Origin of the sequence: Cyclobacterium roseum (assembly GCF_010119225.1) — a bacterium.
Classification (GTDB): domain Bacteria; phylum Bacteroidota; class Bacteroidia; order Cytophagales; family Cyclobacteriaceae; genus Cyclobacterium; species Cyclobacterium roseum.
Map to the genome: position 1 here is coordinate 547,573 of NZ_WNKF01000002.1, position 14,963 is coordinate 562,535.

12 protein-coding genes are annotated in these 14,963 nt (G+C 43.7%); 6 read left to right on the forward strand and 6 right to left on the reverse strand.

Annotated features, from left to right (window positions below):
* Positions 1 to 32: 32 nt before the first annotated feature.
* A complete protein-coding gene (locus GJQ68_RS04840; protein ID WP_162416160.1) occupies positions 33 to 3,278 on the reverse strand; it encodes a SusC/RagA family TonB-linked outer membrane protein in 3,246 nt (1,081 codons plus the stop codon).
* 764 nt (positions 3,279 to 4,042) lie between these two features.
* Between GJQ68_RS04840 and GJQ68_RS04845 the strand changes: the two genes are divergently transcribed.
* The 3 genes from GJQ68_RS04845 to GJQ68_RS04855 all read left to right on the forward strand — a co-directional run bounded on the left by GJQ68_RS04845 (position 4,043) and on the right by GJQ68_RS04855 (position 7,642).
* Entirely contained in the window at positions 4,043 to 4,951 is a 909-nt protein-coding gene (locus GJQ68_RS04845; RefSeq protein ID WP_162416161.1) for a hypothetical protein, read from the forward strand.
* 96 nt (positions 4,952 to 5,047) lie between these two features.
* Positions 5,048 to 7,108: a methionine--tRNA ligase gene (metG, locus tag GJQ68_RS04850; protein ID WP_162416162.1), complete on the forward strand. Its 2,061-nt coding sequence runs from the start codon at positions 5,048 to 5,050 to the stop codon at positions 7,106 to 7,108.
* A gap of 102 nt (positions 7,109 to 7,210) precedes the next feature.
* Positions 7,211 to 7,642 (forward strand): DUF4174 domain-containing protein, encoded by a 432-nt coding sequence (locus GJQ68_RS04855; protein ID WP_162416163.1) that lies wholly within the window; start codon positions 7,211 to 7,213, stop codon positions 7,640 to 7,642.
* A 13-nt stretch (positions 7,643 to 7,655) separates the two neighbouring features.
* On the opposite strand, the gene GJQ68_RS04860 is transcribed toward GJQ68_RS04855, so the two are convergent.
* Entirely contained in the window at positions 7,656 to 8,288 is a 633-nt protein-coding gene (locus GJQ68_RS04860) for a 2OG-Fe(II) oxygenase (RefSeq protein WP_235941094.1), read from the reverse strand.
* Positions 8,289 to 8,439: 151 nt separating this feature from the next.
* Between GJQ68_RS04860 and GJQ68_RS04865 the strand changes: the two genes are divergently transcribed.
* Positions 8,440 to 9,207, forward strand: a complete 768-nt coding sequence (locus GJQ68_RS04865; RefSeq protein ID WP_162416164.1) for a hypothetical protein — start codon at positions 8,440 to 8,442, stop codon at positions 9,205 to 9,207.
* Between the two features lie 16 nt (positions 9,208 to 9,223).
* Here GJQ68_RS04865 and GJQ68_RS04870 read toward each other — a convergent pair whose 3' ends face one another.
* Together GJQ68_RS04870 and GJQ68_RS04875 are read right to left on the reverse strand one after the other, a co-directional pair.
* Complete coding sequence (locus tag GJQ68_RS04870) at positions 9,224 to 9,994, reverse strand: LexA family transcriptional regulator (RefSeq protein ID WP_162416165.1); 771 nt, start codon at positions 9,992 to 9,994, stop codon at positions 9,224 to 9,226.
* Positions 9,991 to 10,248: a hypothetical protein gene (locus GJQ68_RS04875; protein WP_162416166.1), complete on the reverse strand. Its 258-nt coding sequence runs from the start codon at positions 10,246 to 10,248 to the stop codon at positions 9,991 to 9,993. The genes GJQ68_RS04870 and GJQ68_RS04875 overlap by 4 nt, the downstream gene beginning before the upstream one ends.
* Before the next feature lie 385 nt (positions 10,249 to 10,633).
* Between GJQ68_RS04875 and GJQ68_RS04880 the strand changes: the two genes are divergently transcribed.
* Both GJQ68_RS04880 and GJQ68_RS04885 read left to right on the forward strand, forming a co-directional pair.
* A complete protein-coding gene (locus GJQ68_RS04880) occupies positions 10,634 to 11,800 on the forward strand; it encodes a pyridoxal phosphate-dependent aminotransferase (RefSeq protein WP_162416167.1) in 1,167 nt (388 codons plus the stop codon).
* A gap of 71 nt (positions 11,801 to 11,871) precedes the next feature.
* Complete coding sequence (locus GJQ68_RS04885; protein WP_162416168.1) at positions 11,872 to 12,990, forward strand: AEC family transporter; 1,119 nt, start codon at positions 11,872 to 11,874, stop codon at positions 12,988 to 12,990.
* Between the two features lie 188 nt (positions 12,991 to 13,178).
* Here the strand turns inward: GJQ68_RS04885 and GJQ68_RS04890 are convergent, their stop codons facing one another.
* Both GJQ68_RS04890 and GJQ68_RS04895 read right to left on the reverse strand, forming a co-directional pair.
* Entirely contained in the window at positions 13,179 to 14,321 is a 1,143-nt protein-coding gene (locus GJQ68_RS04890; protein WP_162416169.1) for a pyridoxal phosphate-dependent aminotransferase, read from the reverse strand.
* Positions 14,322 to 14,500: 179 nt separating this feature from the next.
* Positions 14,501 to 14,935: a hypothetical protein gene (locus GJQ68_RS04895; RefSeq protein ID WP_162416170.1), complete on the reverse strand. Its 435-nt coding sequence runs from the start codon at positions 14,933 to 14,935 to the stop codon at positions 14,501 to 14,503.
* Between the last annotated feature and the right edge of the window lie 28 nt (positions 14,936 to 14,963).

The window sequence follows — 14,963 nt, forward strand, 5'->3', positions numbered from 1 at the left end:
TCTTAATGTTCTACTTTAAAAAGGTTGCTTGATCAGAAGCTGAGGTTTACACCGAAAGTATACCCCCTGGTCAATGGATAGTTACCCACATCTATACCGAAGGTAAGGTCAGCATTACCTCCTACCATGGGATCCAAGCCAGAATATCCGGTTAGGGTAAACAAGTTGTTGGCGGATGCAAATACCCTCAAACGCTCCATATTCAACCTTTCCAACAAGGGAGCCGGCATGGTATAACCAATGGTCAGGTTCTGTAACCTCAGGTAGGATCCATCTTCTACATAGAAAGAAGAACCGTTGTTACTGGTACTGAAGTTGGCGGTTTTTTCTACCACAGGGATTTCAGCATCCAGGTTATCCGGTGTCCAGGAATCTTTCAGCCTGTTGGAAATACCTGCACCTTCGAAAGTCTGGTAGAAATCGGTAAACCACCTGGACTGATTCCATATTTTATTACCTATAGACGTATAGAAATAGGCCGACAAGTCAAAGTTTTTATAACCAATGGTGAAATTAGTACCCCCAGTAAACTTGGGAACCGGACTGCCCAGGTAAGTCCTGTCATCTGCATCTATCTCCCCATCACCGTTGAGATCACGGAATTTGAACCTGCCTGGGGCGGCACCTTCCTGATTGGCGTGACCTTCGACATCTCCGGAATCTCTGAAAAGGCCTTCCACCTCATAACCAAAGAAGGCAGAAAGTGGCCTTCCCACCTGATTCCTGATCGGAAAAATCCCCCTGTATCCAGGGTTTACATCCGTAATAAACTGTAAATCCCCAGCCAATGATTTGATTTCGTTGTGCAAAAATCCACCGTTGACCACCCACTCATAGGTAAGATCACCCGAAAGCGTGCCTCTGGTCATCACCTGAAAATCAATCCCTTTGTTCAACATCTCTCCAATGTTCACCAATGGCGGCGTGGCATTGAACCCGGCTGTCAATGGAACAGGTACCCTAAACAATAAATCTCTTGTATCCTTTTGCCATGCATCCGCAATAACGTCCAATTTGCCTCCAAAGAAAGTACCATCAAAACCAATATTTTGGGTTACGGCCGTCTCCCACCTTGCATTTGGATTACCCAAGCGGGACCTTCTGAAACCGATGGTAGCAGAAGAACTTGAACCGGTGATATCATAAGATGAAGCACCTATATTACCTCCAAAAAGAGAAAATTGGTTATCCGGATCCACATTATTGGAGTTACCCATTTGGCCCCAGCCACCTCGGATTTTTACGTCATCCATCCAGGTAGCACCTGCCATAAAAGGTTCTGCGGAAATTCGCCATGCGGCTGAAAAGGCAGGAAAAACACCAAAACGGGTGTTGGCTCCAAAACGAGAGGACCCATCCCGTCTCAAAACGGCACTTACTATGTACTTATCATTATAGATATAGTTGGCCCTTCCAAAATACGAAAGAAAATTGACGCCATTAAACAAGCCACTGTTAACCTGCCGGGTATTCACCGGCACGTTAGACATGTTTACAAAGTTAATATCCTCAGAAAATGGATTCTGGCCCACCATGTTATTAAACCTGCCCACCCCGGTATTCAGGGCTTCCTGACCTGCTATAAGATCAATATTGTGTAGACCAAACGTCTTTTTATAGGTCATGGTGTTGGTAAATGTCCAACTCAGGTTAAATCCTGAACCTTCACTATACCCAAAGGCAGAATTGTTTTCCGAATTTTCGTATTGTAACCTGTTGTAATTCCAGTAATAATAATTGTTGTACCTTCCTCCCAAAGAAGATCGAAAAGTAAGGTCTTCCAGAATATCGTACTCCAGGTAAACGTTTCCGAATGCTTCGGCATTAAAACTACGGTTGTTTAGCAATCCTTCGCGGTTCGCTACCGGGTTCCTAGGGTTATTGAATCCCCTGGCAGCCGTACCTGCATAGCCTCCAAATTCATCGCGAATCGGAATAATGGTAGGCATTCGGTAAGAAAGGTTAAAATCATTTTCTCCACTGGCGACCCCTTGACCACCTGCGCCGCCGGATTGCCCAAGTACCTGTCGGTAAGTGGCCTGAAAATTTTGTCCTATTCTTAATTTTGGGGTAACATCAAATTCGGTATTGGCCCTCAAAGAATATCTTTTGAAATTGTTGCCAGTCATAATGCCCGCTTGTTCTTGTATTCCCAGACCAATGTAGAATCGGCTACCTTCTCCTCCTCCATAAAAACCCAAGGAGTGGCGGTGAATGGGTGCCCTGCGGGTGATGGCAGCATACCAGTCGGTGCCTTCCGGATTCGATCTCACCAGTTGGTGAATCGCTCCCTGTCGGGGATCTATGTTATAAAGAGCCCTTTGCTCTTCTATTTCTTCGGCAGACAAAGGTCCGGCTACGCCTGAAGCACCTCCTACATTTATATAATAGGGAATTACCGGAGAGGGACCGGAACCAAACTGCGGGTGATCGTAATTGGGCTCCCTTTCCTGAATGGCTGCGGTATTCGTTTCTGCCAACCAGGTGTATTCTGCAAAATCCTGGGGATTCATCATATCAAATCCGGGCCCCGGATCGGTAAAACCATACATACCATTATAGTCCACCCTTAATTTCTGGGCACCTTTTTTTCCTCGTTTGGTGGTGTAAATAATTACCCCATTAGCTGCCCTTGCTCCATAAATAGAAGCAGCCGCCGCATCTTTCAGGACCGTGGTGGATTCGATATCGTCAGGATTAAGGAAGTCAGTAGAGCCTACTGGCAAACCATCCACAATATAGAGGGGTTCGTTACCACCAAAGGCTCCAAATCCCCTTATCCGGACCTGGGAGGTCGTACCAGGTTGTCCATTAGTAACCACATTCACACCAGCGATCCTTCCCTGTAGCGTTTGCTCCACGTTACCGGTGGGAACCACCGTAAGGTCTTTGGGATCCACAATCGAAATTGCACCGGTTGTCTCCCTCCTTTGATCGATTGTATAGCCAGTTACCACTAACTCCGAAAGGGTTTGCTCATCAGGATCCATGGTAATGGTAATTTCACTGCGGTTTCCAACCACCTGTTCCGCAGACCGATAGCCTACGAAAGAAAATACCAAAACACTTTCGCTACTGGGAACATCTAAGGAAAAATTCCCATCTAAATCTGTTGCCGTGCCGGTAGAGGTACCTTTTACCAACACCGTAACACCCGGTAATCCGTCACCGAACTCATCATAAACGAATCCGGAGACGCTTTGCTGCGCCAGCACAGCGGAGCTGACCAGACAGGTAAGCAAGAGTATCAAACTTACCTTTTTGTAAAATTTAAACATAATTTTGGATTTAATTGAATTGTTTAGGTTATGGTTTTTATTCCAAATTTTAATAAACATCGTTCAGCAGGTTATAACTTGTCCTGCACCAAAGGTCGGGATAACCTGTCCCGATCCTAAATCGGGAGAATCTCGCATGTTTTCCCCGATAGCTATCGGGGCATCCCGCTGTGTGTCGATTGCGTCATGCCTGTCTGCCTCAAGTAGGCTCGAATTCGTTTAAATCAAAACATGTGCATCTAAATAACCAACACATAACAACTCCAAGGCCCTAAACAAGGGTCTATATTAAGTTAATAACGTTGTTGGATGGTCTTTTAAAAATCCCGTAAGGGGAAGTCAGAAACTATGAAAAAGATTTCTTCAAAATGTACTTGTATTTTTGCATAATGTTTAGGTTATAGGTTTTGTTAATTTTACCAATGCCAACTGACTAAATCCCAGTTGCATTGATTAACTTTCTCTTTACTTATTCTTAAAGATTTTGAAATATAGAAAATATTTTACGTAAAAAACAAAAATACCTGCCAAAAATTTATGCCGCCAAAATTGATTTCAATCCACTTATCCAGCTAAATCAGTATTAAATATAAAAAAATATAATTTTCCCTATCTTTTAATTTATCAAATCAATTCTAACCAAAAATTTGAAGAATTTTATTTCTTATAAATTCTGCCAAACTTCATTTTATAATTGTATTTTGAAGAAGTTTTGGTGATAGGTATAAGTTCTCTCATGTTACATATTTTAATGATTGATTCTGATGCATGCACTGCTTTCCTTCCTGAAATATTGTCTTAATGGGACCGCCCTGGCCTTGGCTTTCCTTACTTTTATGCTTGGGGCTCAGGACCTGCATGCCCAATCGGAAGAAATCCAAAGGCTGTGGGTGCAAACAAAGGATGGAAATGAGTATCTGGGTACTATCGTTGCGGAAGATGAGGTAAAAATCATCCTCCGTACACAAAATCTTGGAGAAATTACCTTATTCCGGTCTGATATTGTGAGGATAAGTGGTATGGAAACAGGCAAAACGGTAAACGGAGCATTTTGGTCTTCCAATCCCCAGGCCACGCGGTACTATTGGATTCCCAATGGATATGGACTAAAAAAGGGGGAATCCTACTATCAAAATGTGTGGATCTTTTTCAATCAGGTAGCCACCGGCATCACGGATAATTTTTCGATAGGAGGTGGCGTGGTGCCGCTATTCCTATTTGCCGGAGCACAGACCCCGGTGTGGATTACTCCTAAAGTTTCTTTTCCCGTCGTAAAAGATAAAATCAATCTGGGGGCAGGAGCTCTGGCAGGAACGATTACGGGCCTGGATGATGGAGGCTTTGGCATGCTCTATGGCCTTTCTACTTTCGGGTCCAGAGACAAGAACCTTACGGTGGGGCTGGGCTGGGCCTTTGCAGGAGGTTCCATAGCCAATGCCCCTACCCTGTCGGTAGCAGGGATGATCCGCACCGGTCCACGCGGCTATATTTTGACCGAAAACTACTTTATAGCAGCAGGAGACAAAACCATAGGGATCATATCGGCAGGAGGACGAAGAATCATCAAACGAATCGGGCTGGATTACGGATTGTTTTTGCCCCTTGCTCCGGGTTTGGATACCATCATCGCTGTTCCCTGGCTGGGACTCACCGTACCCTTTGGTAAAAACTAAGGGATCCGATTGCCGTAACCTTAGTCCGGATTTGCGGGCCGGATTATTGTGCCGGCATGTTTCACTCAAAACCTAATTTCCCTATCTTTGTGCGCTATGAGCGAGAAAAACTTTAAGAGATATACCATTACATCTGCCCTACCCTATGCCAATGGCCCCTTGCACATCGGTCATTTGGCCGGCTGCTACATTCCTTCCGATATCTACGTTCGCTACCTCCGATTACAAAACAAAGACGTAGCCTACGTCTGCGGTTCTGACGAACATGGAGTAGCCATCACCATTAAGGCTAAAAATGAAGGAATCAGTCCTCAGGAAGTGGTCGACCGCTACCATGGTATTATGAAGGAAAGTTTTAAAAAATTTGGAATCAGCTTCGACCATTATGCCAGGACCTCGTCTCCTGTTCACCACGAAACGGCCGGGCAACTTTTTAAAGACCTGTATGACAAAGGAGAATTTGTGGTTCAGGAAACCGAGCAATATTACGATGAAGAAGCCGGGCAGTTTCTGGCCGATCGCTACATAGAGGGCACCTGTCCGCAATGCGGCTACAGCGAAGCCTATGGAGACCAGTGCGAGAAGTGCGGCTCTTCTCTAAGCCCTACCGAACTGATTCAGCCTAAATCCAAACTTAGCGGCAATACTCCTGTGCTTAGAATGACCAAACATTGGTTTTTGGATTTGGGTAAGTATACTCCCTTCCTGAAAAAATGGATCCTGGAGGAGCATGCCAAGGATTGGAAAAACAATGTTTTGGGCCAATGTAGAAGTTGGCTGGAAGCAGGGGAAGGGCTGCAGGCCCGGTCCATGACCCGGGACATGGATTGGGGGATTCCGGTACCTTTACCGGAAGCGGAGGGCAAGGTGTTGTATGTTTGGTTTGATGCTCCCATCGGATACATTTCATCCACTAAGGAATGGGCTAAAGAAAAAGGGGTGGATTGGGAACCCTACTGGAAAGATGCGGATACCAAATTGGTACATTTTATAGGTAAAGATAATATCGTATTCCATTGCATAACGTTTCCTGCCATTCTTAAGACGCACGGGGATTTCATTCTGCCGGATAATGTTCCTGCCAATGAATTTTTAAATCTGGAGGGTCAGAAAATTTCCACCTCCAGAAATTGGGCGGTATGGCTGCATGAGTACCTGGAAGAATTTCCTGGACAAGAGGACGTGCTTCGCTATGTCCTGACAGCCAATGCCCCGGAAACCAAGGACAATGACTTTACCTGGAAGGATTTTCAGGCGAGGAATAATAATGAACTGGTAGCCATTTATGGTAATTTTATAAATCGGGCAGTGGTGCTCACCCACAAATATTCTGACGGCAACGTACCTGCTCGCCATGATTTACAACCAATAGATCAGGAGGTGTTAGCTGTATTGAAGGAATATCCGAATAAAATTTCGAATTCACTGGAAAAATACCGGTTTAGAGAAGCGCTCGCCTATATGATGGATTTTGCGCGCACCGGAAACAAGTACCTGGCCGACACCGAACCCTGGAAAACCATTAAAGTGGATGCCGATCGGACCGGTACCATCCTGTCGGTTGCTTTAAATATAGCCGCCAATTTATCGATTATTTCGGCACCCTTTTTACCATTCACGGCCGAAAAAATCAAAAAAATGCTGGGGCTGAAGGCCTTGAATTGGTCTGATGCAGGACACATGGATCTTTTGAAAGCGGGCGACCCCATTCAAAATCCGGAATTACTCTTTCAGAAAATCGAAGACCAGACGGTGACGGCCCAAATCAAAAAACTGGAAGATAGCAAGAAGCAAAACGAAGCAACTCCTTTTCAGGCAGATCCCGTAAAGCCACTCATTCCATTTGAGGATTTTGCCAAGCTGGATTTACGAGTGGTTACCATTTTGGAAGCCCAGAAAGTGAAAAAATCTAAAAAACTACTCCAATTGTCGGTTGATACCGGGTTGGGAAAAAAGACAGTATTGAGTGGAGTGGCAGAACAATTTACACCAGAAGAGTTGGTCGGAAAACAGGTGACCATGTTACTTAACCTCGCCCCTAAAAAAATGGCCGGAATTGATTCCGAAGGCATGATCCTGATGGCCGCCGACGATAAAGGTAATTACAGGCTTTTACGTCCCGACGAGCCGACTCCTCCCGGAGCCGCTATCAGCTAATTCCGAGAGTTCAAGGACCTCTTTTTTTTCTTCTAATCGAAACAGGGTCAAACCATTGTCCGGCTGTAGGTGTTATATCAAGAGATTCAATAAAAATTGTTCATGAAAATATCCCTTATCCCAATCCTTCTTCTGGCGTTTATGAGTACGATTGATCAGATTACCTTAGAGGATTTGCGTTGGAAAAACCGCGTTTTATTGGTATTTCCCGTTGGGGCCAATTCCGAAAACCAATTCATACCCGAGAACGACACCTTGCAAGGCGAAATGGAGGAAAGGGATATGGTTTATTTTGTCTTTGGAGATTCGCTAAAAACCAACAGTGAATTCTCCTTTGCCACCGAATACATCGAACAATTGAGAGCAAAACATACCTTGGGCAGCAAAAAGGACTGCTATGTCCTCATCGGAAAAGACGGAGGAACCAAACTCCGCAGAGAACAGTCCAAAATCGATTGGGAGGAGCTTTTTGGCACCATCGATGCAATGCCCATGCGTATGCGGGAAATGAACGAGAAGGATGATTCCCATTAGTTCACAGGTACTTTTAACTGTCCTTGAACCAACCCGTAATACTGATCCGCTCCTTCTTCGTAGGCAACACCTCATGAGGTATTTCCCCGCTAAGGAACGTGACCAGTCTTCCCCCAACAGGCAAAACATCGCGATACGTTTCCACTCCATTTTCTGCCGTAAAATACATTCGAAGGGCCCCTTCATCCGATGCTTCCCACCGTTCATTCAAGTATAGAATCACGGTAACTTTCCGGTAGCTCACCGATTGGAATTGATCGAGGTGCCTGAGGTAAAAGGAACCCGGAGGATACATAGCAAAATGAGCCTCAAAAGATCGGAGCCCCAGATAACAGCGCTGGTTAATGGCAAGTCGTAAATTTTCCAAACGATCCCAGTAAGCCTGTTGTAGGGGAGTCAATTGCCCTTCATCCATCCACATCACTTTATCACTTCTGATTTCAGGTTGGATGGAAAATGATTCACCCTTTCCCACCCCGGCATGCCGAAATTGTCCATGGTACATCAAATCCTGCTGCTCCTCCAGTAATTCTTTTCTGAAATTTTCGGAAATGTATTGATCCGTTATGGACCAGCCGTTTTGATAGAGTTCCTGGGCGATCTGCTCATTAGTGCGGGAATCGGAAAGCGAGTTGTACTGCATCATAGCTGCAAAATTCGAAAATATTCATGACATTTCTGGAAAAAAAAGGCTCCCTATCCAACTATTTCAGGTTTTCCAGATTGAAATTGCTATTTTAAACCTTGCAAATAATGAATAAGCATTAATTTTGTGGCTTGTTTTTAAAAAAACCACCATGCATTTAAAATCCGATGACATCACCCGGCTGGAAGTAGAATACCAAACCGGTGAGGTCCCTCCGCCATTTAGTCATGTCTTTAAGTTAAAATTATCCTTCGGTAAGAATTTCGTCAATACCCAATTTGATATTCAATATACGGGCAGAGAGGATATGACTCCGGAAGAAATTACAGATGAGGGATTTACCTTTGAGGACGATTACCGGTTTACGGGTGAGATTCCCAATTTGTGGGAGCATGTATTCAAAAAATTATATGCCTCTTCCAAGTGGTCTAACCAAAAATCCCTGGGTGAAAAAGGGGGTATCAAATTACTGGCCAAGGACATCCATGGCAAAATCACCCGCGACATTCCGCTTAATCAGGAAGAATGGTACCTCTGCTGCCAGGATTACATCCAGGCCATTTATGAGGTTAGCAAAAAAGAGGCTCCCCTATGCCTGCGTTTTAAAGAAATTGGCCCGGAAAAGGGGTTATTCGTAGAATTATTATTCAAATTTTCGATCAGAAAGGTGGAGACTAACATAAACCAGCAAACCGGAACACTGGACTGGGAAGAAGGAAGAAAAATTGCCTCTTTGATTTTTATCCCGGACTACGATTACGATACTGCTAAAGAAGAGGAACCCGAAAATGAAGGAACCTACCTTGACTGTGGAGATGGTTACTGGCACGATTTTGATAGCGGCATCATCAATATTGATCCTGAATTTGATGCAAAAGCGCAAATTCGGGAAGAATTCAGGTCATTAGTAAAGGATTAATCGATGAGACACCGAATCACTTCCCTGAAATTTTCCGAATATCTTCCTGTACCTCCCGGATCATTTTACCCAGATCTTCGATCGTAAGTGGTCCGGAAGAAGGATCTGGAAAATCGGCACTTACAAAGGCTTTTGCTTCCCATATTTCAAGTACCTCCTCGATGGGGATGTTGTAGGGCTTATACCGATCATTATCCGATACTACGAATAGTTTGCCTTGTTCGGTGATGTAATTAAATACCCGCTTATAGACTATTCCTTCATTTTTGGTGACCAACACATAGGTCTTCCCGTTTTTTACCTCCATCCCATGCTCCAGGTAGGATCCGATAATTAGGGTTCCTGGTGTCAAAGGAAGCATGCTGTCCCCACTTATTTCAAACGCGCGGTAGGTTTTATCTTTGGAGAGGTTTGGAAGTCTGAAATTTGGAAGGTTTTCCATGTATTCGGGATCGGCATAACCGTTTAAATAGCCGGCAGAGGCTTTCGCTCCGACCATGCTGATCCACTCTTCCTCCTGCTCGTCCAGGGTTACGGTCAGGATTTTAAGTTGATGCTGCTGTAAATACTTTCTGCCCTTACTTTCGATATCCCAAAAAAGAAGTTCGTCGATGACAATATCAAAAACGGTAGCCATCACCTCTAGTGCCGCCAGTTTGGGATCGGATCGTCCATCTTCATAAGCTGAAATCATGCTCCGTTGGACGCCGATTTTCTCCGCCAGCTGCCCTTGCGTCATGCCTGCTTTCTTCCGTAAAAACCGTAAATTTCCGGGTAAACAATTCATGCAGAATAGAGGTAAAATTGGTGGTCATCTTTCCACTGATTTTTAAAGGTGAATCGCAGCAGGTCCATTCTTGAATCCTCCCGGCGAGCCAGACGAGCTTTTATTTCACTGCGGATCTCTTCCTCTGAGCAACCTGCCTCAATTAATAAATACCCGTAACTGGGCTTAATAGCATGTTGGATGTAAAATTTTACCTGCAGATTCCCAGAGGACAACTTTTTAGCTGTAAACTGAATGTTTTCTGATTCTCTCATTATATTGTTTATTAAATCATCCTTTGTAAAAGTAAAAATGTTATTTTTATAAACAAATAAAAATTGCCTTTTTTATCATTCCTGCCCAATTAGGATGGGATGGCGGAATAGCCAAGCCGGTTAAGGTTGCTTTCAGACCGGGGAGAAAAACAGTTACGCAATTAACAAGGGAAGTCAAAAAAGCAAGTAGCACCTCCATCTCGCTTGACTAAACTACTGATAATTTATTAATAGGGTATTTTTTTACCCTGTTTGAATTTTTTTTATACACATAATAATAACCATGGCTATTTTTTACACCTATTTTTATCCATTAAATTTTTTTTCATTCAAATTTGGGTTAAATTTATACCAAAATAATTAACCACTTTACAAGAGAGAACTTATGAAAAATTTTAACAGAAGGGACTGGCTTAAGACCAGCGTGCTAGGTTTAGGATCCCTGCCATTGATTACCGGAAACTTACATGCTAAGACAAATGTAGTCTCCGGGAAAAACTGGAGCAGTGAAAGCATGTTATGGGAAATGAACCCCATTTACAAAGATGTGAAGATGAAGGCCAGGCTTTTGGCCAATGAAAATCCTTTTGGCCCTTCACCAAGTGTACAGAAAGCCATCGCTGAATCCATCAGCCTCGGAAATAGGTACGGTCATTCCGATGCAGCCTATCTAATAGGTATGTTGGCGGAAAAAGAGGGCGTTAAACCTGAAAACATCATGCTTGGTCCCGGATCCACCGATATGTTGGAAAAAACGGCCATTGTTTTATGTAAAGATGGTGGAAATGTGGTTTCAGCTGATCCTTCCTACATGTCCCTTGTCAATACCGCAAAGGCCATGGGAGGTGAGTGGAAGGCGGTTCCACTGAAAATGGATTATTCCCATGACCTGGACGGCATGGAAGCAGCCATCGATTCCGAAACCAAGCTTCTCTATGTATGTAACCCCAATAATCCAATGGGTGCCATCACCGACCCGGAAGATTTAAAAGCATTTTGTAAAAGCGCTTCAAAAAAGCGTCCCATATTTGTGGACGAAGCCTATTTGGAATTTATGGACAAGCCTGAGGATCACACCATGGTAAACCTGGTTTCTCAGGGACATGATGTCATGGTGGCCAGAACCTTTTCCAAAATTCACGGAATGGCAGGTTTGCGGGTAGGATACCTGGTAGCTACCGAAGAGCGTATTAAATCCATCACCAGCATGGTTAGAGGTACAATGGGGTTATGTGTGACTTCCCTGAAAGGTGCCATCGCCAGCATCAAAGATGAGAAATTTCTTGCTTCCTGCAGAAAATGGAATGCAGAATCGAAAGCGTATACCTTAGAGCAGGTAAAGTCTATGGGATTCGATCCGATTCCTTCTCACACCAGTTTTATGATTTTCCCTATCCAAGAGGAAGGCAAAGCATTTGCCGGAAAAATGATGGATCAAGGTGTCGGAATCCGTGTATACTCCATCGCCGACCAGCCCTGGTGTAGGGTAAGTATGGGTACCATGGATGAGATGAAGCTGTTTAGCAATGCGCTGAAAACGGTGACAACCTGATCCTGCGATTAGCAATAAGCCCCAAATAACCACCCACTTTACCTTCACTAACAAACTGATTATTTATTCATATGAACTTAGCTGTCCAAAAGACGCTTTCTCTGCTATTGCTATTGGTTATCGGGTTTTTACTGAGAAAAAAGCTGAAAGATCCTGCCCAGCAGAAAGGGCTTAAAACGTTAATCCTAACAGTGGCTTTACCGGCAATTATATTTGTAGCATTGCTCAAAGCCGAGGTACAATGGGATTTGTTGGCTCTTCCCATAATGGCCATTTCATTTAACTTCCTATTATACTTCATCCTTAAATATACCCTGCCACTCTTCGGCATCGAAAAGGATTCGGCTTCGTATCGAACCTATTTGCTACTCTTTCCATCGCTCGCACCCGGGCTATCCTGCTTTCCATTCCTTATCGAATATCTGGGAGACGATGCACTCGCCTGGGGAGCACTGGCTGACATTGGAAACAAAGTATTTGTGCTGGTGATCGCCTATATGATCGCAATGAGTTGGTATTTTAAAATCAATAAGGATATAAAAACCGGAAACAAAGATAAAATTAAGTCGCTGTTATTGAGTCTGGTAAATGAACCTATTAATATGGTTATTATCCTCGCGCTCATTTTAATCAGTGTGGGTATTCATCTTGAAAACCTCCCGGTATTCATTGCTACTGCCATCAGTACCCTAAGCAACCTGATGACTCCATTGGTATTAATTTTCATCGGAATAGCAGTGGTGTTCAATTGGAAGCAAATTAGGAAAATTGCAGGTCTATTAATGATCCGTTCCGGGCTTACCTTCTTGCTGAGCGGTATTGTTTTGATCTTTGCACCACAATTATCCTATGCTGCCATTTTGGTCCTGGTGGTATTCCCACAAAGTGCCATCAGCTTCTGGCCCTTTGCACACATGGCCTCCGTTACGGCCCTGGAGCAGGAAAGTGAAAAGAAAAGGAATAAGACCTTTGATATGGAATTGGCGGTAAATATCCTGGCTTGCTCACTACCATTTACTACGGTGATCATGCTGGCAGTGTTTTCTTTCGGGGAAATATTCACTTCCCCCACAACGCTGTTTTCAGTCGGTTTCGTCTTATTGGGATTAGGGATTATCAAGCCGCTTTTAAAGTGGTTCAAATTGATAGAATACGAACCAGCATTAGAGAAGGAAACCCATTCCTCATAAAAAAATAAACCACTAACAATTAATTTAAAAATGTGATCAGATTAACCTCTGCTAACTACAGAAAGCAGCTTTTCAGGTGAAAAGCTGCTTTTTTTTGCTTCAGGACAAAACGCAAAAAAAACCGGCCTGAAACAAGCCGATTTTTACCAGTGTAATAATCTGATTACAATTCTATTGCACGTTATAAACTAAGATTGATTTATTTTTGTCGACGTAACCTGCTTAAATGCGTCGGCAAACATTTCCAGGTCATCCATTTTACCCATACTTACCCGGCAATAATTCTGCCCTGCTACATTCATACTTTTTATCCCAACTCCTTTAGCGAGCATCTTCTTTTTGAAGTCGTCGCTATCCATGGCAATAGGAAAAAGAATGAAATTGGTGTGAGAAGGAAAATAATCGTGTCCGGTTTTTTCCAGTACATCATACACGAATTTTTTCCCTTCATTATTCATTTTTACAGAATACTTAATGAACTCCTGATCTACCAGACTAGCGGTGGCTGCACTCATGGAAGGGCCACTCAGGCTGTTTCTTGGTCCTTCTTTAGCTATTTCTTTGATTACCTCCGGCTGGGCAATGCAGTACCCCACTCGTAGTCCTGCAAAGGCATGCACTTTTGAAAATGTCCGGGCGACAATCACATTTTTACCTTTCTTAATGCAAGCCGTAGTGGTGGACCCTTTCGGGTTTTCCATGTAATCCCAATAAGCCTCATCTACAAATACGGGAACCTTATCCGATACGGTATCACAAAAACCAATAATCTCTTCTCCAGTCATAATCTTTCCAGTAGGATTGTTGGGGTTGACCAGATAGACCAGGGAGACGTCCGGTTTTACCTTGTATTCCATGGTAGACAGGTCGTGATCAAAGTTCTTGTCAAGGGGAACTTTGATCCACTCGGAGCCCATGTATTCGGCAGACCTTACCAGGGAGGTATAAGTAGGGTTAGCGGATACCACTTTGCCATTGGCACCTCCGTACACTCTGGCGGTGGCGTGCAGCAGTTCACTTGAACCTGCTCCCAGTAAGATATGGTCTTCTGTTACGCCTTCTTCCTGAGCTATCAGACTTACCAATTTCTGCCTGTATTCTCTGGGATATAAAAAGGCATCATCAATAGCTTCTTTCAGTGCCTTTTTAGCAGAAGCGGATGGTCCAAAGGGATTTTCGTTAGAAGTCAATCTCGCATATCGCTCTTTTTTTGGAAGAAAGGAAGAGATGGCTTCCTCTTCCGTACCGGCACCTGCATAGCCCATGGTCATGAGACCGGCTGTCATCGTAAGGCTGGATTTCAGCCAATTTCGTCTGTTTAAATTTGTCATCTTTTTTTGATTTGGTTGTTAGTGGTGATCGTTTTTTATAGAAATAAAAAGGGATGTTTTGTCATGGAGCTTATCTTCTACTTCTATCCGGAGTATAGCAGCAGAGAAAATTATTCCAAACAAAACATCCCTTACCCAAGGAATCTTGTCCCTTTCTGATTTCGCTTATCTTATTACTACTACCTTACACGTACATTGTGAAACTTCCGGAAGGCAATATCATTGTGAGTGCCCGCAAATTCAAGACGGATTTGTGATCCGGAACTTGGTTCAGATAAACCAAGCGAGGACCAGGGATTTTCAAATAGTATTTTACCCTGGCTATCCGTGGTGAGCGTACCAATTTCATTGGTTTGGTCCATAAAAACCGTTACTTCAAGACCTGAGACAGGAATGGAATCAATACCTATATTCCGGTCGAGAATACCGCTTTTGTCCAATTCGTAAAACGAACCGGCAACTGCCACGCCTGTGGCGGCATCAAATTCGTTCCCTTCCAACACCACCAAGACCGGTGCGGCCACGTTTGGAGTAGCCAAATCCTCTGCCTCTACGCAAGAGAAAACAGCGATCACTACCCCTAGTATAGTTAACTTATTAATTAATTTTTTCATGGTATAATTTCAATTGAATTTGAAAATG

Bases quoted from the DNA above. Each gene is read 5' to 3' on its own strand.
- metG (WP_162416162.1), top strand. From the start codon at position 5,048: ATGAGCGAGAAAAACTTTAAGAGATATACCATTACATCTGCCCTACCC.
- GJQ68_RS04880 (WP_162416167.1), top strand. From the start codon at position 10,634: ATGAAAAATTTTAACAGAAGGGACTGGCTTAAGACCAGCGTGCTAGGT.
- GJQ68_RS04855 (WP_162416163.1), top strand. From the start codon at position 7,211: ATGAAAATATCCCTTATCCCAATCCTTCTTCTGGCGTTTATGAGTACG.
- GJQ68_RS04875 (WP_162416166.1), bottom strand. From the start codon at position 10,248: ATGAGAGAATCAGAAAACATTCAGTTTACAGCTAAAAAGTTGTCCTCT.
- GJQ68_RS04885 (WP_162416168.1), top strand. From the start codon at position 11,872: ATGAACTTAGCTGTCCAAAAGACGCTTTCTCTGCTATTGCTATTGGTT.
- GJQ68_RS04840 (WP_162416160.1), bottom strand. From the start codon at position 3,278: ATGTTTAAATTTTACAAAAAGGTAAGTTTGATACTCTTGCTTACCTGT.
- GJQ68_RS04860 (WP_235941094.1), bottom strand. From the start codon at position 8,288: ATGATGCAGTACAACTCGCTTTCCGATTCCCGCACTAATGAGCAGATC.
- GJQ68_RS04870 (WP_162416165.1), bottom strand. From the start codon at position 9,994: ATGAATTGTTTACCCGGAAATTTACGGTTTTTACGGAAGAAAGCAGGC.
- GJQ68_RS04865 (WP_162416164.1), top strand. From the start codon at position 8,440: ATGCATTTAAAATCCGATGACATCACCCGGCTGGAAGTAGAATACCAA.
- GJQ68_RS04890 (WP_162416169.1), bottom strand. From the start codon at position 14,321: ATGACAAATTTAAACAGACGAAATTGGCTGAAATCCAGCCTTACGATG.
- GJQ68_RS04895 (WP_162416170.1), bottom strand. From the start codon at position 14,935: ATGAAAAAATTAATTAATAAGTTAACTATACTAGGGGTAGTGATCGCT.
- GJQ68_RS04845 (WP_162416161.1), top strand. From the start codon at position 4,043: ATGCATGCACTGCTTTCCTTCCTGAAATATTGTCTTAATGGGACCGCC.